The sequence below is a fragment of the Faecalicatena orotica genome, from assembly GCF_003149245.1.
In the GTDB taxonomy this organism is placed as follows: domain Bacteria; phylum Bacillota; class Clostridia; order Lachnospirales; family Lachnospiraceae; genus Faecalicatena_A; species Faecalicatena_A orotica.
Window position 1 is genome coordinate 1 of the sequence record NZ_QGDL01000026.1, and the last position, 25,593, is coordinate 25,593.

Sequence of the window (25,593 nt, forward strand, 5' to 3'; positions counted from 1 at the left end):
AGAGATGATGAGATACAGCAAAGAGGGGAAATCCAGTTTTCTGTTTCTGGTGAAGTCAGTTTCAGGGTGTTTTGAAAAGTTCTCGGGATGGAGCGCCATTCCTGAAATAATTTCTAAGAGATTGTTTTTAACCTGTTTTGCAAATGACATATGAGACCTCCTTGTAGTCAGACAAAAGATATAGTTCTGATTACAGGGGCCGCTCTTGTTGCTGTCACACCAGCAACGAGAGCGGCCGCACATTTTGGGCTCTGTGTCAACCTTTAGAGGTGATTTTTTTAAAATTTAGGTTAGACCCTTATTCAGGATTTAACCTCGTAACTTAACTAACTGACATTGGGTGTGAACAGTAACCAGTGACGATTTTACGTGATGATTTTTCCCATAAATCTTGACTCGTCAAAAATTATCTGGTATAATTTAAGAGCTGTTTGAGTATGATATATAGTAAACTCAATTCAGATATGGCGCAGTAGCCAAGCGGTAAGGCGTGGGTCTGCAACACCCTGATCACCGGTTCAAATCCGGTCTGTGCCTTTAGTATAAAGTAGAGGAAACGCTGAAAACTCAACGTTTCCTCTATTTTTTGTTTTCTTTTTAAACTCTCGCCTTTTTCAATTGCCGACATATCATCAAAAGTCTTTCGGTTTTTCTTTGGATTGCTCTGCACTGACCTTTTCCGTCAATGAGCATTTTGCGGGAATAGGCGGACAGTACGTTCCGTTTCCTGTTTTCCATGGCATTTCTCCTTTCGCTATCCACAACACCGCACAGAGCGATTTTGTCGAAGATTTTAGAAAAATTCAAGAAAATTTTTCTCTCACTTCCTACCACGATGAAAGAGCCAACGATAAACGACGCAAATAATGATTTTATATTCTTTTGTATGTTGGTAGCTGATAGTTGTATCTTAGTATTGAACTCATTGAAATATAGAAATCACAGGATATACTTAATAAAAAGCAGGTGACAAAATGATAATAAAAACTAAACAAGATTTAAGTTGCAATGATATTGAAGTTCTAATTTGCTATGCCAAAATAAATAAGCGGGTGAAACGACTGATTACTTTAATACAGTCATTTGATACACGAATTAAATGTAATGAAGAAAATACGGAACGCTATGTAAATGTATCTGATATTTTTTACATAGAAAGTGTAGATAAACGGACATTTATTTATCTTGAAAAAAATGTTCTCCGTACAGATTACAGGTTATATCAATTAGCTGAAAATTTAGCGGATTTGGGATTTGTACAAATCAGCAAATCATGTATTTTGAACATTAACATTTTAGAGAGCATAAAACCGCTTATCAACAGCCGTATGGAAGTAACCTTGCAGAATGGAGAAAGGCTTTATATTACCCGTAAATATTTAGATAATATCAAACAGGCATTACAAGGAGGAACAGGGATTTGAAAAAAATATCAGTAAACATTTTATGCAGCACAGCAATTACTTTACTAATATTATCCATTTTGGGTGCAATTTCCGGTGCGCAGTTTCTTCTTATCAACAGCGTTTTTCAATCTTTCATTGTTAATATTGTCATTCATATAGGATTACTTTTTACACATAGATTTGAAAGCAGCTATGCCATATTGGAATTTGCGTTAGACATTGGTTATCTGGAAGTCGTAGTAATTATCTTTGGAGCAATTTTTAACTGGTATGGCAGTACCCCAATATGGGTACTTGTTATAATGACAACGATTATTTATATTGTCGGAGTTTTTCTAAACATGGTTCAAATGCGGCAGGAAGTTGAAGAAATAAATGAATTGTTGCAAAAACGAAAATAACATTACATCAAAGGAGAATGAAAGATGATCCCTATTCTTAGCGCAGAAAAAATAACAAAAGACTATGGAAAAGAAAAAGTACTCAAAGGAATTACGCTTGCTCTTTATCAAGAAACATTTACTGTAATTCTTGGACCAAGCGGCTCAGGAAAATCCACGCTTCTGAATATTCTTTCTGGAATGGTAAAGCCTACCACAGGCACAGTTAAATATGAAGATAAAATAATTACTACTTTATCACAGACAGAGCTTGCCGATTGGAAACGAAATAATATAGGTTATGTATTTCAAAATTATATGCTATTAAATAACCTTACGGCAGAAGAAAATATTAAAGTCGGTATTTCTTTCCAAATGACACCGCTTGCCTTTGACAGATTGACCCGTATTCTGGAAATAGATGGACTGTTAGATAAGTTTCCTGCACAGCTATCCGGCGGGCAACAACAACGGGTTGCTATTGCGAGAGCAGTTATCAAAGGAACACCTTTCATATTTTGTGATGAAGCTACTGGAGCATTGGACGAAGAAAACAGCAAAAAGGTAGTAGAACTATTACACAGTCTGAAAAACACTTTCGGCGTTACCATACTTTTTGCAACACATAATGAACAGATTGCACATACAGCCAATCGCATTATAACAATGAAGGATGGAATGGTTACGAGTGATATAGCAAATAAAAATCCAGTATCTGCTAACGACATGATTTGGAGGTGAGGGATATGAAACTTATATATAAACAGCTTTTCAAACAAGTTATAAAAGATAAAATCTTCCTGTCATTGTTATTACTTCTTACAATGTTGACCTCACTTTCGTTTTTCTTTGTAATGGGTTCTATTGATGGAAACATAAAGATACTGAATAGCTTGCAAAATCTTACAGCCAACCAACAACTATATAAAAGCGCACTCAATTCAAATATGATACTCGCTTATACATTTTGGCTATCTCTTGTAAGTCTTTCCATAGTAGTATTTGTTATGTTTTTTTACAGATTTTTCAGAACGAATAAAAAGCAAATAGGGTGCATAAAAACTCTTGGTTTTAAAAATAGTAGTTTGCAGTTTTTCTTTATTGCTTTTACAGCAGTATTGTCTATTTGGGGCGCAATATTGGGATTATTGGGGGGATATGTCTTATCTGCTATTTTAATAAGGGCTAATACAAAGACTTATGATGTGACAGGTTTAACAAAAAGTATAAGTGGATTTAGTTTAGTAATAGGTCTTGTGGTTTCAACAATTATTTTTTGCATTGTAGCATTATTGTGTTATGGTTTTGTAAGAAATAAAGAAGCTGGTTCATTGTTAGCAGGAAATAGTATACAAAATCGCTTTCCGGTAACATTGAAAATTGCGGATAAGATAAGTCGTATTGTACCCGTACATAAAAGACTTTCTTTGAGAATTGCTCTACGCAAGCCGTTGTCTATATTGCTTTTGTTTGTATCTGTCATGTCATTTAATGTGTGCATGATTTTAGGTCAATCGCTGAATATCAGTAGTGCTAAGATATTTAATGCGCAAACCACAGGTCATAATTATGAGTATCAAATACAATATCAAGAATATAAAACTACCGACATGTTCAGTAATGTAATGATGTACATTGACAGTGCATCAACTATCACGATAAATAATTATGAAATAAAATGTACTGTATCGGGACTTTATGACATAAATGCACTGTATGAATTGCAAAACAAAAACAACAAATTATTAACAACACCAAATGCAGGATATGTTTATATCAACCCCGAACTTTCGGAAATTTATGGTGTTAAAATCGGAGATATTTTAGTCGTTACGATTGCTGATGAACAGCATCAGTTTATTGTTGGAGAAATCGCTGCCAACGCACAAACCAACCATATTTATATGAACGGAGAACAACTAACAGAAATTCTTGACATTCCAGCCGGTTCTTATAATGGTGCATTCAGCGCAGATAAACTCAAAGGTGGCACTGTAACAAGCAAAGAGCAGCGAATTGAGGAATTAAACCGCAATTCAGTGTCTAATAAAACAAGTGCTGTAATCAATCAGGTAACGGGTGTTTTAGTAGGAATTATTTTAATTTTTCTTGTTTTGCATATCAGCTTTCAAGATAATACCCATGACATTTTGATATTGAGCATGTTAGGACATCCTACCAAATATATACGAAAATTATTGATAGATGTTTATTTGCCTGTTTTATGGGTTGTGTTCGTAATAACTCTTACACCCAGTATTCTATTAGCAAGAGCAATACAAAATTCACTTTCAGTTTCTACTAACGATTATATGCCGTTTGGTATAAATCTTTTTGTCCTCATAATAGCTTTTGTACTGATGAACTTAATCTATTATGGGGTACAGGCAGCTTTTAGTTTGAGAATTAAAAAAATTATAGAAAAAGAGGAAATTACAGATATAATCTATGCAGAATAATAATATTTTGAAAAACTTTCCTTTGTATTGCCCAAAATGTAAAAATAAGACACTAATTAACGTTCAACAATTTAAAATATCCGTTATCAAAGAGCCAGATGCACAGACGCAGAGCCGATAACAAGTAGAACTTTGGGCTGGTGTTATCGACTCTTTCTTTGTTAATGAAATTCATCCGCCGCACGACGGCAAAGAAAAAAGCCCAATTCTTGCTGCGGAGTATTGTGGTCATATAGATGAACTGACAGTTCATTTAGAATGCTGTAATAGCCCCCTACTGGGAAGAATGGAGCTATAGCACCGTTTATTTTTCTTTCCCCCGCCCTATAGAAAGTGCAGTATTGCAGCTTTGGTCAATACCGGCGGCAACCTCAGCCGGTGTCTTTTTTTCCAGCAGCAGATCCTTGATACTCAGGTAAAATACATCGCGGACCCCCTGCCAGTTCAGGTTGTTCCTGATATTGTCCACAATATTCGGCGTATTGTCACCATAGGCCTTCAGCATCCGTATCTCGTCCTGATACTTACCGTTAGATTAGAATCCTAATGCATCATTCACAAGGATCACCTTCATCCTCCCATCCACCGCTGAACTGCGCGTTACAAGAATCTGGCAGCAGAGTGATTTCGCCCCTTTGCAGTCATAGCACATACCGGTATTACGGCACGGTGTTTCCGTATCCAGACGGGCTGCATTGATAGTACTGGCCTCATCCCTTGCACGCTTCGCCGCATCCTCAACATTTCTCACAATCTTATTCATCCCAATAACCAGAATGACATTTCTCGGCCCGTAAGCAATCGCTGCGATACGGTTGGCAAACTTATCTATATTTACAAGCACGCCATCCCGCGTAACCGCATTGGCACTTGCAAGAAAATAGTCGCTGTCAAAACATTTCAGCTCCGCCGCACGTTTCTCCTCCGGAGTCTTACAGACATCCCGGTTAATCACCTCGTAATTCCCCTCACAGACTGCCTGTTTCAACCCGATCTCACTGATAGATGCCGATCCGCCCCAGCCAACCGTGCTCCCTTCCGGAATCAGTTCCAGCGCAATCTTAAGCGCCTCCTCTTTATCCTTAGCATAGTATCCTTCAATATTTCTGTTCTTCAAATTCTTAATCACGTGCCCTGCCAGCAGCTGGTTACGTTTCGTGCGGTTCTCTTCCATTGCTTGTCCTCCTCTTTTTCACTTAATTGGTTTTATTTGTTAGTATTCATTATAAACGGGATGGGACTTAAAATCCACACAAAAGCGCAAAGGGGTCTGACCCCTTTGCGCTCCATTTTCAGAATATTTTATCAATTTCTATTCGGCCAGTTCCTGAAACAGTCCTTTTACGGTCGGATATATCTTTCTGAATTTCTGATACCGTTCTTCATATTTTGCAACGAGTTCTGGGTCCGGTTCTACAGTCTCTATGACTTTTACAAGCTTTCCGGCCGCTTCTTCCACGGATGCATATTCTCCGCAGCCAACTGCCGCCAGTATGGCTCCGCCGTATCCCGGTCCTTCTTCACTCTCGATGACATCTACTTTTAAGTTCATAACATTTGCAATAATCTTCTTCCACAGCGGGCTCTTTGCGCCGCCGCCGCAGATCTTTGTCCGCTCGATCTTGATTCCAAGGCTTCTTGCAACCTCGAGGGAATCTCTTAAACCGAAGGCAACCCCTTCCAGAACCGCCTGTGTCATATCTTCCCTTGTTGTATCCATCGTCATTCCGATGAATGTTGCGCGTGCTTTCGGATCATTGTGCGGGGAGCGCTCTCCCATCAGGTATGGAAGATAGAATACCTGATTCTCTCCCAGTTTTACGATGCCTTCCTGCTCTGATGCATATTCCTTTGTTTTTAAGATTTCATCCATCCACCATTTGTTACAGGAAGCTGCACTTAACATACATCCCATCAGGTGATAATATCCGTCCGCATGTGCAAAGGAATGCAGTGCATTATTTTCATCTACGCCGAACGACTTGCTGGAAATAAAAATTGTGCCTGACGTTCCGAGGGATATGTTACACATACCATCTCCGACCGTTCCTGTTCCCACTGCTGCCGCCGCATTGTCTCCTGCACCTGCCGCTACTTTCACATCACCTGTAAAGCCAAATTCTTCTGCCAGGTCTGCCTTGATACTTCCTACAATATCATAGCTCTCATACAGTTTCGGAAGCTGTGCTTCTGTCACACCGCAGATTTCCATCATTTCTTTTGACCAGCATTTATGCTCTACATCCATAAGAAGCATACCTGACGCATCTGAATAATCCGTGCAGAATACACCGCTTAACTTGTATGCAAGATAATCCTTCGGCAGCATAATCTTACTGATTTTCGCGAAGTTATCAGGCTCGTTTTCTTTCATCCAGAGAATCTTCGGGGCCGTGAATCCTGCAAACGCAATATTTGCAGTATACTTGGACAATTTATCTTTTCCAATCACATTATTCAGGTAGTCTGTCTCTTTCCCTGTACGGCCGTCATTCCACAGGATCGCCGGGCGGATCACGTCATCATTCTCATCCAACACAACGAGTCCGTGCATCTGTCCGCCAAAACTGATTCCTGCAACCTGAGATTTATCGCAGTCAGCCGTCAGTTCCCTGATTCCCTCCACAGTCTGTGCATACCAGTCCTGCGGATCCTGCTGGGACCAGCCCGGATGCGGAAAGTAAAGCAGATACTCTTTTGAAACAATATTCTGAATCTTGCCATTCTCATCCATCAGCAGCAGTTTTACCGCTGAGGTTCCTAAGTCTACGCCTATATATAACATCTGTAACCTCCTGCAAAGAGATGCAAAGGGGTCTGACCCCTTTGCTCTCCGTTTTCTGAAATTTCTGACTATTTCCAAGGATTTTCTGTCGGGTATCTTACGCCTGCGGGCTGGTTGTATCCGATTTCTTCTACCGGCACGCCGATATACTTGAATACTTCAAACAGTGCCTTGCCGTGGTTTCCGAATGCAACTGCGCCGTGGTGCGGGTATCCGCCCTCAATCAGTACATGGCGGTAGAATCTGCCCATCTCCGGTATTGCAAATACTCCAATGGATCCGAAGGATCTGGTTGCTACCGGAAGGACTTCTCCCTGTGCTATGTATGCGCGGAGCTTACAGTCTGCGGTACTCTGGAGTCTGAAGAATGTGATGTCTCCAGGTACGATATCGCCTTCGAGTGTTCCCTGTGTTACTTCTTCTGGAAGAGCCCTTGCCATGATCATCTGGTACTTCATCTCGCAGGAAGTAAGCTTGCTGGATGCTGTGTTACCACAGTGGAATCCCATAAATGTATCTTTCTGTGTATAGTTGTATTTGCCTTCAATGTCTTCTTTAAACATATCTGCCGGTACGGTGTTGTTGATATCCAGCAGTGTTACGGCGTCTTCACTGACTACGGTTCCGATGAATTCACTCAGTGCACCGTAAATATCTACTTCGCAGGAAACTGGGATTCCCTGTGCAGTCAGGCGGCTGTTGACATAGCATGGAACAAATCCAAACTGTGTCTGGAATGCAGGCCAGCATTTTCCTGCAATTGCCACGTATTTTCTGTAACCTTTGTGCTCCTCGATCCAGTCCTTCAGTGTAATCTCATACTGGGCCAGTTTCTCAAGAATCTCAGGTTTCTTGTTGCCTGCACCGAGTTCTTCTTCCATCTCTTTTACAACTGCCGCAATTCTTTCATCACCGGCATGTTTGTTAAATGCCTCAAATAAATCCAGTTCGGAGTTTTCTTCAATCTCCACGCCCAGATTGTATAACTGCTTGATTGGTGCATTACATGCAAGGAAGTTCAGCGGACGAGGTCCGAAGCTGATAATTTTCAGGTCATTCAGTGCAACAACTGCTCTGGCGACCGGTCTGAATTCATGGATCATATCTGCACATTCTGCTGCTGTTCCAACCGGGTATTCCGGGATATATGCTTTGATATTGCGCAGCTGCAGGTTATAGCTTGCATTGAGCATACCGCAGTAAGCGTCGCCGCGTCCCTGAAGCAGGTTGCTGCCTGTCTCTTCTGCTGCCGCGATGAACATCTTCGGTCCGTCAAAATGTTTTGCAAGCAGTGTCTCTGAAATCTCCGGTCCGAAGTTTCCAAGATATACAACCAGCGCGTTGCATCCTGCATTCTTAACATCCTCTAAAGCCTGCACCATGTGGATTTCACTTTCTACAATACAGATCGGACATTCATAAATCTCGCCTTCCCCGTATTTCTCCTTATAAGCATTGATCAGTGCTTCTCTTCTTGTCACGGAAAGACTCTCCGGGAAACAATCTCTGCTGACAGCTACAACTCCGATTTTTAATTCTGGCATGTTACTCATAACTTGTACCTTCCTTTCATAAAACTATTTTTTATAGTGTCCTGTTCTCTCTAAACTTAAAATGAAATAATTACTCAAGCGTGATGTTCTCGCCTTTCAGCCCGCAGAAAGCGCCTTCGATCCCTGCATCCTCATGCGCAATCAGCCACTTGTTCTTTGCCGTGATCAGACGGTCCTCTCCTTCTGTTCCGGGTTCAAATGTCAAATCTGTGTTCGTATCCTTCGGCAGAATGACTACGCATCTGAATCCGCCCTTTGCAGCGGTGCACGGTGCATAGTGAAGCGTCGTCGCATATACCTCGATCACGGTTCCAGCCGGCACGAAAAATGCCTCCACCAGAGAAGTGTCATATGTATAATCCGCCTGAATGTCCTGCTGTAAACCAATAAGCAGGATCAGGTCTGTCACTGCAATGTTAATCTCTGATGAGCGGTGGTATTCCAGACCATTCAGCTTATGATTGTCCCCGTTGCAGTATCCAATCTGGATCGGCAGCCCGCCATATGCCCTGTTTTTAAAGGCTTCTGCTTCCGGCAGCGCTTCCATCTCTTCTACAGATGGTACATAGATCACTTCTTCCGGCAGAGGCGTATGCTCCATCTCTTCCAGAATCCTTGAGATGGAATATCCCTCCAGGACCTTTCCATACTTGCCAAATGAAGAATCAGTTACTTTCTGAATATTCATTATGCTAACCTCCTAATTTTGTTTACATGATGACGGGGAAAATAAATATTCCCCTGATGAGGTTATTTTATCAATGAAACAGTTCTTTTTCGACCACTTACTTATCTAATCAAGGGCACTTTTTTGTCCTCTTTCTGTAATCACTCGGCAGCATCCCATACTTCTTCGAAAATGCCTTCGTAAATGCCTTACTATTGGGAAATCCATTCTCCAAAGCGATCTCACTGATCGTCCGCTGTGTATTCGCCAGTTCCTGATAGGCATGATCTACACGTATCCCCTGCAGGTAAGATTTATAATTAATCCCTGCATATTTCTGGAACATCCGGGACAGATAGGCGGGCGAATAGCCAAAAATCTCCGCCAGACGCTCCAGTGAGAGCTCATCCGTATAATGTTCCTTCACATAAGAAGTAATCATAGACAGCCGTGACAGTTTCCGGTTCTGCTTCACCATCTCCTGACTCACTTCCGTCTCCCGGTACTTCGTCACCATCAGGTATAAAAGCTCATAAAACAGACTCTGCACCTTGAGGTCATACCCGCACCCTTTTTCAGTATACGCCTCATAAATATCCGAAATGACATTCATCACCCGCTCATCCTGCCTCTTCGAATCATGAGTAAACCGGATGAACTGTTCCCCGGTGAAATAGTCTTCAAACGTCTTCAAAGGAATCTGCACTACCACCGTCATATTCCTGTCCGGGGAATCAACGGAATGGATTTCGTTAGAGTTCACCAGCATAAATTCCCCAGCCTTAAGAGGATACATCTCCTGATTAATATAAAAAGTAAGGGACCCTTCAAACACCGCAAATATTTCGATAGACCTGTGCCAGTGCTTGTCCCGGAAATAATTGCCGTCCTTCCCTTCAAAAATAAACATCTTAAAAGGCAGATCTTCATTTGGCATGATCAATTCATGACTAAATTCCATAAATACCACTCCTATTCAAAACCGCTCCGGCATGCAGGCGGTAACGTTATAATTTATCACTATGATGACTGCTTTATTATTTATTCTATCACACCGACATATTAATGTCATGATACCGGAAGCAAAGATTTCGCTTGTTTTACAGAAAGTAGTCCATTACAATGAACTTGCAGATGTCAAAAATGCCGTCTGGCTTTACGCAGGATACAGGAGGAATACATCGAAATGATTACAGTGAAAGAAATTGCCGAAATAGCAGGAGTCAGTATGACGACGGTCTATAATGTACTCCACGGAAATACAAAAAAAGTCTCACAGGCGAATATACAGAAGATTAAAAAGATTCTGGAAGAGAATCATTATGTCCCGAGGATGGGTTTAAGTGGTCTGAAGAACGGCAGTTCCAAGATTATCGGGGTCGTAATCCACGTTTCCAGACATTACGAGAATACTGTTATTGCAGATTCCTTCTACAGCCATGTGATTGGTGTTCTGGAAAAAAATATCCGTGAGGCCGGTTACTATATGATGCTTTATGCGGCGGAGGATCTGGACGATATCTTTAAGATGGCGCTCGCATGGAATGTGGACGGGCTGATTGCAATTACATTTACTCATAACGATTACGTGAAAATCCGCACGTTAACAGGTAAACCGATCGTTGCCATAGATTTGATCGATAAGTTTAACGATGACTTTGTAAATGTAGGGCTCGAGGACGAACAGGGCGGATATATTATGACCAAATATCTGATAGAATGTGGATATACCAATATACTGATGTTTGCTAATAAAGACGCCGGTGTCGACCACCAGAGGTGGCTCGGATACCGCCGGGCGCTGGAAGAAGGGGGGATTCCCTACAAACCATATAATTTTACAATACTGGAGGATTCTTTTGAGATGCGTCTGCACAATTATGAGGGTCTGATGAAGTTTGTGAACAAAAATGCCGCATTGTTTTTTGCGTCAGATACGTTTGCACTGGAGGCAATGAGGTATTTCCAGACAAAAGGAATCCAGATACCGGATGAAATTGCCATCGCCGGGTTTGATGACAGTCTCCTCGCACAATATGCGATACCCAGACTGACTACCATCCATCAGGATATTACCGATAAGGCGGAAGTTGCAGTTTCTCTCATGCTCGATATGATTGCGGGAAAGCTGGTCGGAAATATAGATGTAAAGAGGCCCGTCTGGCTGATAAAAGGACGGTCTGTGAAGATAATCAATAACAAAAATAACAAAGACAGATAACTCTGATATCTGGTAAAGCTACAAAAAATGCGTATTCGTAGAACTCTGAAAAAGTTTTATGAATACGCATTTTTGTTAATTATATATAAATTGCATATATAAAATGTATATAAATCAGCTTTTATTTATATCCAAAATATAGGTTTTATATAAAACCTTTGCCTGTGCGAATACGGTGTGATACAGTAGAGACAAGAAAGATAACAAGCATTCGAAAAGGAGATGTAAATATGCGAAAGCCAAAATGGGGGTTCTGGGTGTTTCTTGCACCCGCAATGATTTCTTTTATTTTAATTCAGGCCATTCCGACATTGATGGGAATCTTTTATTCATTTACGGATTGGAATGGAATCGGCAGCCAGAAAAACTTTGTAGGTCTGCAGAATTATATCACGACAATTACGAATGATCCGAAGTTCGCACATGCATTTTTGTTTACTTTTGCGTTCTCTGTCTGTGCAGTCATTTCCGTAAATGTCGTAGGATTTGCCCTTGCCATGCTGGTCACCCGCAAGATGAAAGGGGCAAACCTGATGCGGGGAGTATTCTTCCTGCCAAACCTGATCGGCGGAATTCTGCTCGGTTTTACATGGCAGTTCATTTTCGTCCAGGTGTTTGACGCACTGGGGAAGGCACTGCATCTGGACTTCCTTCAGGGATGGCTGTCCAACACGGAAACCGGATTTATCGGGCTTTTAATCGTTGTGACATGGCAGCTTTCCGGTTATATGATGATTATTTATATAGCCCAGATACAGAACATACCGGATTCCGTGATTGAAGCTTCAGAAATCGACGGTGCAGCCGGGTTCCAGAAATTAAAAAGCATTATCCTGCCGCTTATGATGCCTGCATTTACGATTGGGTTGTTCCTGTCAATTTCAAATTCATTTAAACTGTTTGACCAGAACATTTCCCTGACAGGCGGAGGCCCTGCAAACAGCACACAGATGATGTCCCTGAATATTTATAATACGGCATTTTCAGAAGGACGGTTTGGTATGGCACAATCTAAGGCAGTTATCTTTATGCTGATTGTAATGACGATATCTGTCATTCAGCTTTCAATCACAAAGAAGAGGGAGGTCGAAGCGTAATGGCAAAAAGCAGGACAAAAAATATAGGTTTTGGCATTCTGGGAACCATTCTTGCCGTGATATTTATATCACCGGTACTGATTCTCCTGAATAGTTCTTTTAAATCACTGAAGGAAATCTATCTGGACATCCTTGCACTGCCGCAGCAGTTTTCCTTCGATAATTATAAGCAGGCATTTGAGAAACTGGATTTTCTGAGTGCTTTCACCAATTCACTTGTCATTACCGTGATCGCTACCGTCCTGATTCTCCTTGTATCAGCAATGGCGGCGTGGGTCCTTGTCAGGTATAAAACGAGATGCAGCAAGGTCTTATTCCTTGTCTTCTCCTCAGCACTGCTGATCCCGTTCCAGTGTGTAATGCTGCCGCTTGTCGATTTTATGAGTAAGATGAATCTAATGAACCGTCCGGGACTGGTCTTTATGTATGTCGGCTTCGGGTGCAGCATGTCGATCGTACTGCTGCATGGATTCATAAAAAATGTACCTGTAGAATTGGAAGAAGCGGCTACCATTGACGGCTGCAATATGTTCCAGACATTCTTTTATATTGTAGTGCCGCTTTTAAAAACCATACTGGTTACAGTTGCCGTAATAAATGTCATGTGGATATGGAATGATTTCCTACTTCCATCCCTGGTCATCAATAAAGACGGCATGCAGACACTGCCGCTGCGTACATATCTGTTCTTCGGGCAGTTTACGAAAAAGTGGGATCTGGCAACGGCCGCTCTGATTCTGTGTATGATTCCGATTATCATCTTTTATCTGTGCTGCCAGAAACATATTGTAAAGGGAATCACAGACGGTGCTGTAAAGTAAGAAATGAGCTGACAGTTACGGCAGGCCAAAGCTGTCAGGAAATGAGACTGAGAAATGGAGACAGGACATGAAGGAACAAAATTGGTGGAAAGAATGTGTCGTATATCAGATTTATCCTAGAAGCTTTTGCGACAGCAACGGTGACGGAATAGGTGATATTAACGGGATTACAACAAAATTAGATTATCTAAAGGATTTGGGGGTGGACGTGCTCTGGCTGTCACCTGTCTGTAAATCGCCGAATGACGATAATGGTTATGATATCAGCAATTACAGGGATATCATGGAGGAATTCGGTACAATGGAGGATTTTCACAGGATGCTTGAAGAAGCACATAAAAGAGGGCTTAAAATCATGCTGGACCTTGTCGTCAACCACACTTCCGATGAACACGAATGGTTTAACCAGAGCAAACGTGCCCTGGATGGCGGCAAGTACCGGGATTATTATATCTGGAAAAAGGGAAAGGGGGAGAACCCGCCCAACAACTGGGGCTCTTTCTTCGGAGGCTCTGCATGGGAATACTGTGAAGAACGCAAAGAATATTATCTGCATATATTTTCACGCAAGCAGCCTGACCTGAACTGGGAAAATCCGGCTGTCCGGGAAGAAATCTATGACATGATGCAGTGGTGGCTGAACAAAGGGATTGACGGTTTCCGGATGGATGTCATCAACCTGATCGGAAAGGACCAGAATTTTCCGGATGGTATAAAAGATGGGAATGCGCCTTACGGTGATCTTGTCCCCTACACGCATAATATGCCCCAGGCGCATATCTATCTGAAAGAGATGAACGAGAAAATCCTGAGTAAGCATGATGTGATAACAGTAGGGGAAACCTTAAACACTTCCGTGGAGGACGGGATAAAATACGCCGGATTCGATGAGAATGAGTTGAATATGATCTTTACATTCGAGCATATGAATGTAGACAATCTGGGAAACTCCAAATGGAATGACCAAAGATTTGAACTGAGGAAACTGAAGGAAATCATGACCAGATGGCAGAACGGAATGTACCAAAAAGCCTGGAACAGTCTTTACTGGAATAACCACGACCAGCCGAGGGTCGTATCCAGATTTGGTAATGATGGCCCGTACCGGGAACTGTCTGCGAAAATGCTGGCCACATGTCTGCATATGATGCAGGGAACCCCTTATATTTATCAGGGGGAGGAAATCGGCATGACCAATCTTTATTTTGATACGATTGAGGAATATGAGGACATAGAATCCAGAACGGCATTTGAACAGTGTACGAAAATGGAAGGCGTGGATGAGGAAACCATGATGCGGCGTATCCGCTGGAAAAGCAGAGATAATGCACGCACACCAATGCAGTGGAACAGCAGGGAAAATGCCGGTTTCACGAAAGGAACCCCCTGGTTTACCGTAAATCCGAATTATAAATCAATCAATGTAGAAGATCAGCAGCAAAATGAGGAATCTATTTTAAACTATTATAAACGGCTGATTGCGCTGAGGAAAAAGTACCGCATCATTGTGTACGGTGATTACCGCCTGCTGGACCCGGAAAGTGATAAAACCTTTACATACATGAGAACGCTGGATCAGGAAAAACTGCTTGTGGCCTGCAACTTTACAGATGCTCAGGTCCGTATGCAGATACCGGACGAACTAAAAGGAACAAAAGGCAGAATACTCATTTCAAATTACAGCCACGAGGACAAAATGTTAATTGCTGCTTATGGCAGTGAGGGGCGTACAGGAGAAGACGGAAGCATTCTTCTGCACCCATATGAAACCGTTGTTACTTTATTTTAATAAATTTCAGGAGGAAAAAAAGATGAGGAAAAAAGTATTGTGTGCAATGTTAGCGGCGGCTATGGTGACTGCATCTCTGGCAGGCTGCGGGTCTTCGGACAAGTCCGGAGAAAATGGAGGTAAAAACGGACAGGTTACCATTAATCTGTACCAGAACAAATCAGAGATTGCATCCCAGCTAGAAGCGGCGGCAAAAACGTATATGGAGCAGAATCCGGATGTAAAGATCAATGTGGAAAGTATTCAGGGAAATGATTATAATACGAACCTGAAAGCAAAGCTTCTTAACAAAGATTCCGTAGATATCTATGCAGCAGGCGATAAGCTCGACAACCTTCTGGAATATACAGAGGATCTGAGCGACCAGCCGTGGGTAGAGAATGCCGTGGATGGTTCCTTAGATGATATGACCAGAGATGGAAAAGTTTACGGGCTGCCGGTAGGCATAGAAGGGTACGGCCTCGTATACAACAAAGATATTTTTGAAGCCGCAGGAATTGACGCGGAGAAATTGACAAGCTATGATGCAATAGATAAAGCATTTGCAGACCTGCAGGAGCAGATTGACTCAGGAAAGCTTTCCGAACAGTTCCCTGCATTAGAAGCGGTAGAAGAATATGCCGCCAAAGAGTCATGGATTCCGGGATTACATACACTAAATGTGGCTCTGGCAAATGAATTTACCTCAGCTTCTGAATTATGGCAGAAGGATTCTATTGACTTGATTTATGCAGATGCACTGAAAGATTTAGTCGATCTGGAGACAAAATATACGACTTCCAAAGACAACCTTGCCCTTCTGAATGCAGTCGATTATTCTTCACAGATTGGCGGGGGAATTGCAATTGAGCGTGTTGCCGTTGTCCAACAGGGGAACTGGATCGGGCCTGAGGTAAAAGGAATTTCAGAAGAAATGTCCGAGAAGCTTGGAATGCTCCCTATTCCTTTAAAGGGCGTAAACGAAGACAGTATTGCAACAGGCATCTCCATCTACTGGTGCGTTAACAGCCAGTCAGGCGATGAGAAGAAACAGGCATCCAAAGATTTCTTAAACTGGCTGTTCCAGTCAGATGACGGGAAGAAAATTATTATAGATAACTTTGGATTTATCCCGGCATTTACAAACTATGACGGAATCGAAATCAGCGACCCGCTGTCAAAAGAAGTTCAGAGATACATTAATGAAGGAAAAACGATGCCGTGGGTTATGAACGGATTCCCGTCAGGTTATGAAACACAGTCTGCAGCAGACTTTCAGGGGTATTTTAACGGCGACTATGACTGGAATGGATGCGTGGAAAAACTGAAAAAAGACTTTAAAGAGTTAAAGGCTCAATAGATTAGACACAGGAGGCAGTATGGAACGATTTCGACCAGAATATCATTTTTCGCCGGAGGCATACATTCTTAACGACCCAAACGGGCTGGTTTACTATAGAGGCGAGTACCACCTATTTCATCAATATAATATAGAAGAACAAATCCACTGGGGACATGCTGTCAGTCAGGATCTGGTGCATTGGGTGAGACTTCCCAATGCACTGTTTCCAGACGAAATTGGACAGATCTGGTCCGGAAGTGCAGTGGCAGACGAGAAGAATCACAGACTGGCCGCATTTTTTACATACAGTGAACACAGGACTGGCAGACAGAGTCAGGGGCTGGCATTCAGCTACGACGCAGGGCGCACTTGGGAAAAACATCCCAGAAACCCGATTCTTACACATCCTGAAAAACCGGATTTCCGGGACCCCAAAGTATTCTGGCATGAGCAGACGCAAAAATGGGTCATGGTCTTATCCGGCGGTACAGAAGCTTTGTTCTATGGTTCAGACGATCTGGAGAACTGGTCTTACCTCTCCTCTTTCGGTAAAGGACACGGCAGCCATGCCGGGGTATGGGAATGCCCGGATCTGTTTCCAATGGAAACTGATGGGGAACTCTGCTGGATTCTGATCGTCAGCATCAATCAGGGTTCACCAGCCGGCGGCACCGGTATGCAGTATTTTGTGGGAGAGTTTGACGGCATTCAATTTCGAAATTCCAACCCGCAGGAAGAAGTGCTGTGGCTGGACTATGGAAAGGATTTTTATGCCGGGGTAACCTGGAATCATGCACCCGGCGGCCGCAGGCTGATGATCGCATGGGCAGACAACTGGCAGTATCGGGATTTTCTTCCGACAACTCCTTTCAAGGGACAAATGTCCTTTGTAAGAGAACTGAAACTGACTGACGGCAATGGCCGCGGGACAGGCAGGCGGCTGATACAGGAACCCGCGGAAGAAATCAAATATCTCCACCATGATGCCGCCCGGATTGCCGTAAGTAGTTTCGATCAGGCGAACGGCGAAAAGGAAACTGTCTTCTTACTGCCGTTTACATATCTGAGCCAGGAGCTGGAGCTTGAATTTTACCGGGGCGGGGCATGGCCCGGGGAATTTGGTTTAAAACTGGATTATGGCGGCGGGCAGGAATTCTATGTAAGTGTAGAACCGGAAAACAACAGATGTTTCGTTGACCGGACCCATGCCGGTATCAATGCACATAAGGATTTCCCTGGAAGATACGAAGGATACGCCGGCTGCCGCGGGAACTGCCTGAAGCTTAGACTGCTTCTGGATAATTCCCAGACAGAGCTTTTCCTGAACGGTGGAGAAACGGTAATGAGCAACCTCATTTTTCCGGAAGCACAGAAGGTAATGATAAATGTTTACATGAGGGATGGAAAACTGGAACAGGTAAAAGGAAACGTTTACCACCTTCTGGCAGATTCATAAATGCAGGGGGCCAATACCCCCTGCAAAATCAATAATCCTTCATATTTGTGATATAAATATACGCATCTTCCAGCGTAACTTCGCACGGCCTGCAGTCCGCATCTGGCTTTTTTTCACACAACAGCTTCAATTTCAGCCCGTTATCCACATATTGTTTGGCGGAAACATGATAACTTTTTTCCAGTTCCAGTGCCTCTTCTTCATTCTCCGCATAACAGCTCCAGACACAGCCTTTTGCCTCTTCCAGCAGTTCCCTTATACCGCCCGAGTAAAGGATGGAACCTTTTTTCATGATAGAGAGCCGGTTACAGGTGGCAGCCAGGTCCTCCACTACGTGTGTCGAAAACAGAACCGTGCGGTCTTTGGAGAAGTCTACTAATAGTGTACGAATCCGGATACGTTCCTCAGGGTCTAAACCAGTGGTAGGTTCGTCTACAATTAAGAAATCCGGCTCGTTCAAAAGCGCCTGAATCAGTCCCACCCGGCGTTTCATCCCACCGGAAAGCTGTCTTATTTTCTTCTTCTGATGAGCCGCCAGACTCGTTTTCTGAAGGTAAAAATCAATCCTCTGACTGCAGACGGTCTTTTCGATTCCAGATAATTCCCCCATATACTCCAGACATTCCCTCACTGTCAGGTTCGGGTACAGATCAATCTCCTGAGGGAGGTAACCGATCTTCTTCTGGATTTTTTCATATGTGTTATCACCGTATATAATCCCATCCAGCGAAACGGTGCCACCTGTAGGTTTCAATACTGTTGTCAGCACACGCATCAGTGTTGTCTTGCCTGCGCCGTTTTCCCCGAGCAGTCCGTATATCCCTTTCGGAATTATCATATCCACGTGGTTTACTGCCGTTACACGATTCTTAAACGTTACTGTCAAATCTTTTATTTTTACACTCATAGTGCTGCCTCCCTTTTCTTTAAAATGAGCGGAACTGCCGCGGCCAGAGCAAGTGTTATCAGTAATGAAATACCTTTTCCCCACAGCCAGCTTAAATTGGTGATGTCGTAGGAATCCCGGAAGGTATAGGAAAATATATTGTATTTTCCCAAAATCCGGTCTCCCGCCTGTGAATTTAGTGTCATCCAGAGAAAAAGTGTACAGCCGATCCCCGCCCATATATTTCTGAAAATATTACAGATTGTCATGGATAAGGTTCCCCAAAACATAATGGTTACAGTAATCGCAGCCAGAAAAACCAAAAATTCTGCGAGCTGTTCCCCGCCTGTTACCGCCATTGGTTTCTGCCAGTAAAACATTCCATATCCCATTGCAGAACATCCTGTCAGAAAAACCATCTGAATAGCCAGCCGTTTCCGGACAGCACCCGCCTGCTTTTTCAGGGGGCAGAGTTTAAATACTTCTGCTCTTTTTGACTGGATCTCGATCCAGTAAGTATCCGCGCAGAACACCAGCGCCAACAGCCCAACCGGAGGTTCCATCGCCAATCCGATTTCGCTTATCCGTGATATTCCCCGGATGATGCTTAATATGACGATAAACGCTGCTGAATATAATACTTTATAAACAGGAAGACAGATTTTCATTTCTTTTCTCAATATACCCGCCTCCTTTTCCAGATGTATACGGCCAGTGTCATCAGCAATGCGGAAGCAAAGACCAGAAACAACTGGTTTAACCAAACCATCGGCGGCGGTGAGGTATCAAAAAATGTTCCGGGAAACCTGACCATGATTGCAAGGGGTCTCCCGTAATAACCATACATCCCGTCCGGCCCGGTGCTCCCCATATTCGAATACACAATGTACAAAAACAGAAGCGGCACCGCGGGAAGGGGATTTTTAAACAGCAGTGCAGTTATCGTGTATACACAAATAATCATCAGCATATTTGGCAGAATGTATACGCAGGTTGAAAACAGAAAGTCTGCCGGATTCACCGGAAAACCGGAGTCTTTCGCACACAGGAAGCATAATGTCATGAATACCACGTTCAGTACAGCAAGAACGAGCAGCCCGGTCAGAAATCCCCCGCCCACTTTCCCGAGCACATACTGCCATGCACGGACAGGCTTAGTGTGGAGCAGTTCATAAGTATTCTTTCTTGTATCCTGAATGAACAGAAATGCAAAAAGTATCACGGAGAAGAAGGCCATATACAAGCCGCCGAAATCAGCAAACTTTCTTGAGAAATAATACGAGAATGCATGATTTTCAAGTTTTTGGGAAATGTATCCGTTCACTTCCTCCATAGTCCCCTGGCGATACCTGTAGTCCTCAAAAACATACTCTGCTCCATAGAAATGGTATTTTCGCAGATACTCTGCAGCCTCGGCTGCACTCATTCCCTGAATCCCCCGGATGATCTCATCAGCCTCAGATTCTGACATTTTCAGGTCATCTGTCAAAGACTTTTTGATCCTTCCGGCTCCCAGTTCCACCTGTTCTTCCGGTGATGCAGGGAGATATCCGTCTGCAATATCGGCGTCAGACAGCACACTGACCTTAATCTTCTGAATCTCCTCGTCTGATTTAAAATAATGGATTTTCATATACGGGGCCAGACACTGATAGACACCTGCAATCACAATCACCAGTCCGATCCAGAAGATAGGGTTCTTCAAATAATTCCTGATTTCTCTCTTTATAATCGCTTTCATAAATATCCCGCCTTTCTCTTCTTTAAAGACAGGATACCGGACAATTCACAACAAAAAGACAATAAAATCAAAAATATCCCCGGACAAATGCCCGGGGATGTTTTAATGCATTATAGAAATGCAAGAGTGTAATCACATATTTACATTTTTTAAATAGCCTTGAACTTTATTTAAAAAGATTTCTGCTAGGCGGCATACAACATCACCCCTTCTCTGGCAACATTTTTATAAAATGGGGAAACATCCTTCCATTCTGAAAACTCATTGAAACTGATATCAATGATAGAAAATACTTTAAAAAACTCCAACGCAAAATTCGTCGAAATATCACTCAATGCATCCTCATATGTTCGTAGCTCCCCTGGAGTCGCATCTACTAATACTAATATATCAACGTCTGAATCTTTCTGAGCAGTTCCTCTCGCCACAGATCCATACAGGATTACAGCTTTCAACTTGTCTTTATATAAATTCTTCAGCTCATCTGCTAAACGTACAGTAACTTCACGTAATTCATCGTTATTCATCGTTATCCCCCTTTCGCTATTTGATATATAAAGTATACCACAAATGTTTTACTCCAAACAATCCATTGGCCGGGATATATCCCAACTCCCAACTATTTTCCTAATTTAAATGCTGCCTGTACAACCGCCCCTCCCTGTGCCAGATTTCCTGTCAAAAGTCTGCCTCCGTGTTTTTCGCAGTAGATCCGGCTGATATACATTCCCATTCCAAAATGTTTCAGGTCATCCTGCGGGTTCGAATGGTAAAAGGCTTTTGTAAGTGTATCGGGATCTTCCGTGAACCCCTGTCCGTCATCCTGAACGGTTATGGTCAGTTCCTGTCCTGCCGATGTTAGAATCACCTCTGTCTTTTCCTTCGCATACCGCAGGGCATTGGACAGGAGGTTCTCTGCTACCTCGAGGACTACCTCCGAATCTATCCCGAATACCTTTGTGCCAGTCTGTATCCTGACTGTGCATTGTTTCCCCGTTTTGCAGCAAATGATGTCTGCCGCTTCCTGTATCCGGCCAGCCAGAACTTCCACGTCCACATCTGTATACTCGAGTTCGCGGTCTTCCAGCCTTGTCATATTTCTCATCGTTTCTATAAAACGGTTCATCCGCCCGATCTGGTCCCTGCCGGCCTTCAGCATATCGATGATTTGTTCTTTATCAAGTGTCTCTTCCGGTATAAATTCGAGCAGCGTTTCCTGATAGCCGCTCAGCACAGAAAGCGGTGACCGGATGTCGTGAGCGATGGCCGCACGAAGCGCCCGTTCATCCTCGACCATGCGCCAGAGTGTCCGGTTGTTTTCCTCTAACTGGCCCCTCATTTTCTCAAACTCACGGCACAGGCGGCCTAATTCATCCCGATTTTCGTATGTAATCTGAAATTCCAACTCATTTTCCGCAATCATCCGGGAAGCCTTATTCAGTTCCTCGATCGGGACCTTTATTTTATTTCTGTAGAACAGTCCGACCGCAATGAAGCTGCCCGCTATTGAAACGATCAGAACTGTATATGTTTCCAGAAAATCACACAGCTCAGATATATGCCAGTCCATCTCTGACATCTGGCTCTGGTTCGGTCTGGAAACGATTACCTCATAACCCTCCTCCCTGTTCTCCGCTGCTTCATAATACCCGTCGTCTGCATATTTCTGCCAGACCTGCTGCTGTGTATATGTAGCCGTCCGTACAATTACTGCTGACAGCAGGAAACTGAAGAGCAGGCTTACTGCCATATAAAGAACAATCGAAGACTTTAACGAGAGATTTCTTATTTTTTCCATCGGTATCCCATCCCCCAGACTGTTTCGATATACTCGGTTTCTGTATGCTCTGCCACTTTTTTACGGATTCTGCGGACCAGTTCCGTCACAACGCGGCTGTCACCTTCCGCATCATAGCCGCACACCTTTTCGTAAATACGATCCTTATCGAACACCTGCCCCGGGTGCATGGATAAGAATTCAATAATATCATACTCCAGTTTCGTGAGCTCCAGATAGGTTTCCCCAACCTGTACCTTCTTCGCCGCATAATCGATCATCATGCCGCCGTGGAACCTGTAGTCCGCCTTAATCCTGTGACGCTCCTCGCGTTTCAGGTGGGCGGTAATTCTGGCATCCAGCTCTTTTAAGCTGAACGGCTTCAATATATAATCATCCCCACCTGACAAAAGCCCGTTGATCCGGTCCTGCTCTTCTACTTTTGCCGTGAGGAATATAATCGGACATGAAATCTTATCCCGGATTCTCCTGCATACTTCCATGCCGTCAATCATAGGCATATTCACATCTAAAAGAATGATGTCCGGGGACAGTTTTATCTTTTCCAGTGCCTCCATACCATTTGATGCCGTGATAACAGAGTACTGCTTCAATTCAAAATAATTACGCAGCATTTTCAGCAGTTCTTCGTCATCATCCACCATGAGTATTTTATAATTCATTATGTGTCACCTCTTTTAACATCATACTATTAAAATGCCGGAGAAACAAGCGTCTCTCCGGCAGTATACTACCTGTTTTCCTCCCTGTCATAGACAATTTCCCCGTCTACAATTGTATAAAGTGTTTGGGTAAATACTTCCATAGGATTTCCGTCAAACACTGCAATGTCTGCGTCCTTTCCGGGCTCAAGGCTTCCCACACGGTCATCTGTACGGCAGATCTGTGCGGGATAGATGGTGAGCGCCTTCAGGCCTTCTTCCATCGGAAGCCCGTATTTCACAGAATATCCGGCACAGATCGGAAGGTACTGGATCAGCGCTACCGGATGGTCGGTCGTCACAGCCACCTTCACGCCCGCATCTGCCAGAATCCCGGCTGTCTTAAAGCTCATATATTCAACCTCCACTTTGGACCGGGCCGTCAGGTCCGTCCCGACGATAGCCGGAAAACCAGACGCGGCGATTTCATCTGCAATGAGGTGCCCCTCTGTACAGTGGTCTAGTGTAATATCGATATCATATTCTTTCGCGATCCGGATCGCGGTAAGAATATCATCCGCCCGGTGTGCATGGGCCTTTAACGGAATTTCTTTTTTCAGCACAGGAATCCACGGTTCCAGATCAAAGTCCTGTTCTTCAAGCTTGCCGCTCTCTTTCTTCTCCAGATACTGCGATGCCTGAAACAACTCCTTTCGCAGCATGTATGCAATCCCCATTCTCGTCGCCGGGCACATATTCTGGTCCCCATATGACGTCTTTGGATTTTCGCCAAATGCCACCTTCATGGCGGCAGGACTTTTCACAATCATATTGTCCACACATCTGCCCTGAGTTTTCATGAAAACGAACTGGCCGCCAACTACATTTGCACTTCCCGGGCCCGCCATAACGGAAGTGATTCCGGCCTGAATCGCATCGTGAAAAGCCGGGTCCATCGCATTCACGCCATCCAGACCCCTTAGCCCCGGAAGGATCGGATTGGTCATCTCATTACAGTCATCACCGATAATACCGTTTTTTTCTTCCGTCAGGCCTATATGGGCGTGGGCCTCGATCAATCCGGGCAGCACCCATGCCCCATGTACATCCAGCACCTTCTCATTCTTGCCATGTGCCGGATCCTTCTTTTCCTTTTTCAGACTCTCCATCGTTCCCACTGATTGGATCAGATTTCCTTTGGTCCTTACATATCCATTGCTGATTACATCTCCCGACATCGTATATATTCTTCCGTTCACAATCCACATAAAAAAGTCCCCTTCCATAAATACCTGTAAAGATACAGTTTTTACAGATTCTTACTGTATCTCCTATAAGTATTTACAGGGAACTTTCCTTACATACTCAGCAATTATTATTTCTTTCAGCTGCATATTTTAAATTTGTCAAGTTTTCTTAAAAAAAGCTCGGCAAGTCCCGTAATAGTCCCTAATACAAGGAATATAACCCCTACAGGAAACAATAAAATACAAAGCACAATCCCTTTCAATATCTCTGCCACAACCTTAAAATCCCTTTGTCTCTTCACCATATAACCGCCTCCTGCCGGGTCAAATCCATCACTACTATGTATATGATTTATTCTAACATATGGTGTTTACGGCTGCCTTACATTAACCTTTCATTTTCAAAAATACGGCTTACTTTTTTGTAATAAATCAGGACTGTTTTTCCAAACTGTAAATTTCCAGCACGGTACGGTCCCAATGCTGTTTCATCCGCATCGAAGCCGAGAATCCATCCTTGAATTCCAGTGCACTGATCATCTCTTCATGTTCCTTCACAGACAGTTCCAGAGACGGGGAATCCTTGAAAAAACTATATTCCAGACGCTGGATATGAATCCACAATACATTGCAGAAATCTTTTACATATTCATTGTCCGCAATGTCAAGTATATAACTGTGAAAATCCCTATCCGCTTTCAGAATCGGAAGCGGCTCGTCCTGTGAGGCAATCAGGTGTCCGAAACGTTTACTCAGGTACCGCAATTCCTCAATATGCTCCGGCTTAATCTTTTCAACTGCCATCGTCATTGCAAGCTGCTGCAGATTAGCCATCGGAAGATAATACTTCTCGATCTGGTCCCTCTGGATTTCTGTTACAATTGTAGATTTACCCGGATATGACTTCAGCAGCTTCTGCATCTCCAGCAGCTGCATTGCCTCTCTTACCGGAGTCCTGCTCACCTTGAAATAGGCAGCAATCTCGGCATCTGCCACCTTCTCTCCGGCCTCCAGTTTCCCCTCAATAATCCAGTCCTTCATCTTTTCATAAACCATCTGCTTAGCTGATGTACGTTCATAATTTTTTTCTTCATTTGGTATTGGCATCTTAAATCACCTCTTTATAGTCGCTGCCGGTCACAGGCCGCCTGTAAACAGTTACCTATAGTCTCCATAATAACATAAAATCTGACCGCATTCCAGTCAAAGCCGCCCGCTCCTGCGTTGACGCACGTGAATTCCAAAACTGAACCCTGTATGCAAGACTAAATCCCACGTACCATTAAAAAACGTACTGATTTAAAGAAATTTTTCATCACATTTGC

General features: G+C 43.3%; 26 protein-coding genes and 1 tRNA gene. 12 read left to right on the forward strand and 15 right to left on the reverse strand.

Annotated elements, in window-relative coordinates; all coding sequences use genetic code 11:
• The first annotated feature begins 466 nt into the window (after positions 1-466).
• From A8806_RS25470 to A8806_RS25495, 6 genes are all read left to right on the forward strand, one after another.
• Positions 467-537 (forward strand) — tRNA-Cys (locus A8806_RS25470).
• Between the two features lie 437 nt (positions 538-974).
• On the forward strand, positions 975-1,424 hold the full coding sequence (locus tag A8806_RS25475) for a LytTR family DNA-binding domain-containing protein (RefSeq protein WP_109733966.1): 450 nt from the start codon (positions 975-977) through the stop codon (positions 1,422-1,424).
• A complete protein-coding gene (locus A8806_RS25480; RefSeq protein ID WP_181368876.1) occupies positions 1,421-1,807 on the forward strand; it encodes a DUF3021 family protein in 387 nt (128 codons plus the stop codon). The genes A8806_RS25475 and A8806_RS25480 overlap by 4 nt, the downstream gene beginning before the upstream one ends.
• A 24-nt stretch (positions 1,808-1,831) precedes the next feature.
• Positions 1,832-2,527 (forward strand): ABC transporter ATP-binding protein, encoded by a 696-nt coding sequence (locus tag A8806_RS25485; protein WP_109733968.1) that lies wholly within the window; start codon positions 1,832-1,834, stop codon positions 2,525-2,527.
• Positions 2,528-2,532: 5 nt separating this feature from the next.
• The gene (locus A8806_RS25490) at positions 2,533-4,245 is read left to right on the forward strand and encodes an FtsX-like permease family protein (protein ID WP_109733969.1); all 1,713 of its coding nucleotides are present in this window, start codon (positions 2,533-2,535) and stop codon (positions 4,243-4,245) included.
• The gene (locus tag A8806_RS25495) at positions 4,235-4,366 is read left to right on the forward strand and encodes a cysteine-rich KTR domain-containing protein (RefSeq protein ID WP_109733970.1); all 132 of its coding nucleotides are present in this window, start codon (positions 4,235-4,237) and stop codon (positions 4,364-4,366) included. The genes A8806_RS25490 and A8806_RS25495 overlap by 11 nt, the downstream gene beginning before the upstream one ends.
• 183 nt (positions 4,367-4,549) lie before the next feature.
• Here A8806_RS25495 and A8806_RS25500 read toward each other — a convergent pair whose 3' ends face one another.
• The 6 genes from A8806_RS25500 to A8806_RS25525 all read right to left on the reverse strand — a co-directional run bounded on the left by A8806_RS25500 (position 4,550) and on the right by A8806_RS25525 (position 10,211).
• The gene (locus tag A8806_RS25500) at positions 4,550-4,750 is read right to left on the reverse strand and encodes a hypothetical protein (RefSeq protein ID WP_181368877.1); all 201 of its coding nucleotides are present in this window, start codon (positions 4,748-4,750) and stop codon (positions 4,550-4,552) included.
• 30 nt (positions 4,751-4,780) lie between these two features.
• The gene (locus A8806_RS25505) at positions 4,781-5,419 is read right to left on the reverse strand and encodes a lactate utilization protein (RefSeq protein ID WP_109733971.1); all 639 of its coding nucleotides are present in this window, start codon (positions 5,417-5,419) and stop codon (positions 4,781-4,783) included.
• A 138-nt stretch (positions 5,420-5,557) separates the two neighbouring features.
• Positions 5,558-7,030 (reverse strand): xylulokinase, encoded by a 1,473-nt coding sequence (xylB, locus tag A8806_RS25510; RefSeq protein WP_109733972.1) that lies wholly within the window; start codon positions 7,028-7,030, stop codon positions 5,558-5,560.
• Positions 7,031-7,098: 68 nt separating this feature from the next.
• A complete protein-coding gene (locus tag A8806_RS25515) occupies positions 7,099-8,583 on the reverse strand; it encodes an L-fucose/L-arabinose isomerase family protein (RefSeq protein WP_109733973.1) in 1,485 nt (494 codons plus the stop codon).
• Between the two features lie 70 nt (positions 8,584-8,653).
• Positions 8,654-9,271 (reverse strand): DUF4867 family protein, encoded by a 618-nt coding sequence (locus tag A8806_RS25520; protein WP_109733974.1) that lies wholly within the window; start codon positions 9,269-9,271, stop codon positions 8,654-8,656.
• 109 nt (positions 9,272-9,380) lie between these two features.
• Entirely contained in the window at positions 9,381-10,211 is an 831-nt protein-coding gene (locus A8806_RS25525; protein ID WP_109733975.1) for an AraC family transcriptional regulator, read from the reverse strand.
• 225 nt (positions 10,212-10,436) lie between these two features.
• Here A8806_RS25525 and A8806_RS25530 point away from each other — a divergent pair, with 225 nt between their 5' ends.
• The 6 genes from A8806_RS25530 to A8806_RS26715 all read left to right on the forward strand — a co-directional run bounded on the left by A8806_RS25530 (position 10,437) and on the right by A8806_RS26715 (position 17,955).
• The gene (locus A8806_RS25530) at positions 10,437-11,471 is read left to right on the forward strand and encodes a LacI family DNA-binding transcriptional regulator (protein ID WP_109733976.1); all 1,035 of its coding nucleotides are present in this window, start codon (positions 10,437-10,439) and stop codon (positions 11,469-11,471) included.
• Between the two features lie 230 nt (positions 11,472-11,701).
• Entirely contained in the window at positions 11,702-12,568 is an 867-nt protein-coding gene (locus tag A8806_RS25535; protein ID WP_109733977.1) for a carbohydrate ABC transporter permease, read from the forward strand.
• Positions 12,568-13,389: a carbohydrate ABC transporter permease gene (locus A8806_RS25540; RefSeq protein WP_109733978.1), complete on the forward strand. Its 822-nt coding sequence runs from the start codon at positions 12,568-12,570 to the stop codon at positions 13,387-13,389. The genes A8806_RS25535 and A8806_RS25540 overlap by 1 nt, the downstream gene beginning before the upstream one ends.
• A 67-nt stretch (positions 13,390-13,456) precedes the next feature.
• Positions 13,457-15,178, forward strand: coding sequence for a glycoside hydrolase family 13 protein (locus A8806_RS25545; RefSeq protein WP_109733979.1), 1,722 nt, complete (start codon positions 13,457-13,459; stop codon positions 15,176-15,178).
• Positions 15,179-15,200: 22 nt separating this feature from the next.
• On the forward strand, positions 15,201-16,517 hold the full coding sequence (locus A8806_RS25550; RefSeq protein WP_109733987.1) for an ABC transporter substrate-binding protein: 1,317 nt from the start codon (positions 15,201-15,203) through the stop codon (positions 16,515-16,517).
• 19 nt (positions 16,518-16,536) lie between these two features.
• Positions 16,537-17,955: a glycoside hydrolase family 32 protein gene (locus tag A8806_RS26715; RefSeq protein WP_242996273.1), complete on the forward strand. Its 1,419-nt coding sequence runs from the start codon at positions 16,537-16,539 to the stop codon at positions 17,953-17,955.
• 28 nt (positions 17,956-17,983) lie between these two features.
• Here A8806_RS26715 and A8806_RS25560 read toward each other — a convergent pair whose 3' ends face one another.
• The 9 genes from A8806_RS25560 to A8806_RS25595 all read right to left on the reverse strand — a co-directional run bounded on the left by A8806_RS25560 (position 17,984) and on the right by A8806_RS25595 (position 25,375).
• Positions 17,984-18,862, reverse strand: coding sequence for an ATP-binding cassette domain-containing protein (locus A8806_RS25560; RefSeq protein ID WP_109733980.1), 879 nt, complete (start codon positions 18,860-18,862; stop codon positions 17,984-17,986).
• On the reverse strand, positions 18,859-19,521 hold the full coding sequence (locus A8806_RS25565) for an ABC transporter permease (protein ID WP_242996274.1): 663 nt from the start codon (positions 19,519-19,521) through the stop codon (positions 18,859-18,861). Before A8806_RS25565 ends, A8806_RS25560 begins: the two co-directional genes overlap by 4 nt.
• On the reverse strand, positions 19,518-20,582 hold the full coding sequence (locus tag A8806_RS25570; RefSeq protein WP_109733981.1) for an ABC transporter permease subunit: 1,065 nt from the start codon (positions 20,580-20,582) through the stop codon (positions 19,518-19,520). The genes A8806_RS25565 and A8806_RS25570 overlap by 4 nt, the downstream gene beginning before the upstream one ends.
• Before the next feature lie 185 nt (positions 20,583-20,767).
• Positions 20,768-21,109 (reverse strand): nucleotidyltransferase domain-containing protein, encoded by a 342-nt coding sequence (locus A8806_RS25575; protein ID WP_109733982.1) that lies wholly within the window; start codon positions 21,107-21,109, stop codon positions 20,768-20,770.
• Between the two features lie 92 nt (positions 21,110-21,201).
• Complete coding sequence (locus tag A8806_RS25580; RefSeq protein WP_109733983.1) at positions 21,202-22,380, reverse strand: HAMP domain-containing sensor histidine kinase; 1,179 nt, start codon at positions 22,378-22,380, stop codon at positions 21,202-21,204.
• Positions 22,368-23,042 carry a response regulator transcription factor gene (locus A8806_RS25585; protein ID WP_109733984.1) on the reverse strand — a complete coding sequence of 225 codons (675 nt, stop codon included), beginning with the start codon at positions 23,040-23,042 and terminating at the stop codon, positions 22,368-22,370. The genes A8806_RS25580 and A8806_RS25585 overlap by 13 nt, the downstream gene beginning before the upstream one ends.
• Positions 23,043-23,110: 68 nt before the next feature.
• Positions 23,111-24,289 carry an amidohydrolase gene (locus A8806_RS25590; protein ID WP_109733985.1) on the reverse strand — a complete coding sequence of 393 codons (1,179 nt, stop codon included), beginning with the start codon at positions 24,287-24,289 and terminating at the stop codon, positions 23,111-23,113.
• A 116-nt stretch (positions 24,290-24,405) separates the two neighbouring features.
• Complete coding sequence (locus A8806_RS26380) at positions 24,406-24,573, reverse strand: hypothetical protein (protein WP_181368878.1); 168 nt, start codon at positions 24,571-24,573, stop codon at positions 24,406-24,408.
• 127 nt (positions 24,574-24,700) lie between these two features.
• A complete protein-coding gene (locus tag A8806_RS25595; protein ID WP_109733986.1) occupies positions 24,701-25,375 on the reverse strand; it encodes a GntR family transcriptional regulator in 675 nt (224 codons plus the stop codon).
• Positions 25,376-25,593 lie beyond the last annotated feature (218 nt).

Excerpts from the sequence above, each read along its gene's own strand:
- A8806_RS25585 (WP_109733984.1), bottom strand. The coding sequence starts at position 23,042 with ATGAATTATAAAATACTCATGGTGGATGATGACGAAGAACTGCTGAAA.
- A8806_RS25540 (WP_109733978.1), top strand. The coding sequence starts at position 12,568 with ATGGCAAAAAGCAGGACAAAAAATATAGGTTTTGGCATTCTGGGAACC.
- A8806_RS25475 (WP_109733966.1), top strand. The coding sequence starts at position 975 with ATGATAATAAAAACTAAACAAGATTTAAGTTGCAATGATATTGAAGTT.
- A8806_RS25545 (WP_109733979.1), top strand. The coding sequence starts at position 13,457 with ATGAAGGAACAAAATTGGTGGAAAGAATGTGTCGTATATCAGATTTAT.
- A8806_RS25560 (WP_109733980.1), bottom strand. The coding sequence starts at position 18,862 with ATGAGTGTAAAAATAAAAGATTTGACAGTAACGTTTAAGAATCGTGTA.
- A8806_RS25590 (WP_109733985.1), bottom strand. The coding sequence starts at position 24,289 with ATGTGGATTGTGAACGGAAGAATATATACGATGTCGGGAGATGTAATC.
- A8806_RS25520 (WP_109733974.1), bottom strand. The coding sequence starts at position 9,271 with ATGAATATTCAGAAAGTAACTGATTCTTCATTTGGCAAGTATGGAAAG.
- A8806_RS25490 (WP_109733969.1), top strand. The coding sequence starts at position 2,533 with ATGAAACTTATATATAAACAGCTTTTCAAACAAGTTATAAAAGATAAA.
- xylB (WP_109733972.1), bottom strand. The coding sequence starts at position 7,030 with ATGTTATATATAGGCGTAGACTTAGGAACCTCAGCGGTAAAACTGCTG.
- A8806_RS25530 (WP_109733976.1), top strand. The coding sequence starts at position 10,437 with ATGATTACAGTGAAAGAAATTGCCGAAATAGCAGGAGTCAGTATGACG.
- A8806_RS25525 (WP_109733975.1), bottom strand. The coding sequence starts at position 10,211 with ATGGAATTTAGTCATGAATTGATCATGCCAAATGAAGATCTGCCTTTT.
- A8806_RS25485 (WP_109733968.1), top strand. The coding sequence starts at position 1,832 with ATGATCCCTATTCTTAGCGCAGAAAAAATAACAAAAGACTATGGAAAA.
- A8806_RS25580 (WP_109733983.1), bottom strand. The coding sequence starts at position 22,380 with ATGGAAAAAATAAGAAATCTCTCGTTAAAGTCTTCGATTGTTCTTTAT.
- A8806_RS25495 (WP_109733970.1), top strand. The coding sequence starts at position 4,235 with ATGCAGAATAATAATATTTTGAAAAACTTTCCTTTGTATTGCCCAAAA.
- A8806_RS25575 (WP_109733982.1), bottom strand. The coding sequence starts at position 21,109 with ATGAATAACGATGAATTACGTGAAGTTACTGTACGTTTAGCAGATGAG.
- A8806_RS25595 (WP_109733986.1), bottom strand. The coding sequence starts at position 25,375 with ATGCCAATACCAAATGAAGAAAAAAATTATGAACGTACATCAGCTAAG.
- A8806_RS25550 (WP_109733987.1), top strand. The coding sequence starts at position 15,201 with ATGAGGAAAAAAGTATTGTGTGCAATGTTAGCGGCGGCTATGGTGACT.
- A8806_RS25535 (WP_109733977.1), top strand. The coding sequence starts at position 11,702 with ATGCGAAAGCCAAAATGGGGGTTCTGGGTGTTTCTTGCACCCGCAATG.
- A8806_RS25515 (WP_109733973.1), bottom strand. The coding sequence starts at position 8,583 with ATGAGTAACATGCCAGAATTAAAAATCGGAGTTGTAGCTGTCAGCAGA.
- A8806_RS25500 (WP_181368877.1), bottom strand. The coding sequence starts at position 4,750 with ATGCTGAAGGCCTATGGTGACAATACGCCGAATATTGTGGACAATATC.
- A8806_RS26380 (WP_181368878.1), bottom strand. The coding sequence starts at position 24,573 with ATGGTGAAGAGACAAAGGGATTTTAAGGTTGTGGCAGAGATATTGAAA.
- A8806_RS26715 (WP_242996273.1), top strand. The coding sequence starts at position 16,537 with ATGGAACGATTTCGACCAGAATATCATTTTTCGCCGGAGGCATACATT.
- A8806_RS25505 (WP_109733971.1), bottom strand. The coding sequence starts at position 5,419 with ATGGAAGAGAACCGCACGAAACGTAACCAGCTGCTGGCAGGGCACGTG.
- A8806_RS25570 (WP_109733981.1), bottom strand. The coding sequence starts at position 20,582 with ATGAAAGCGATTATAAAGAGAGAAATCAGGAATTATTTGAAGAACCCT.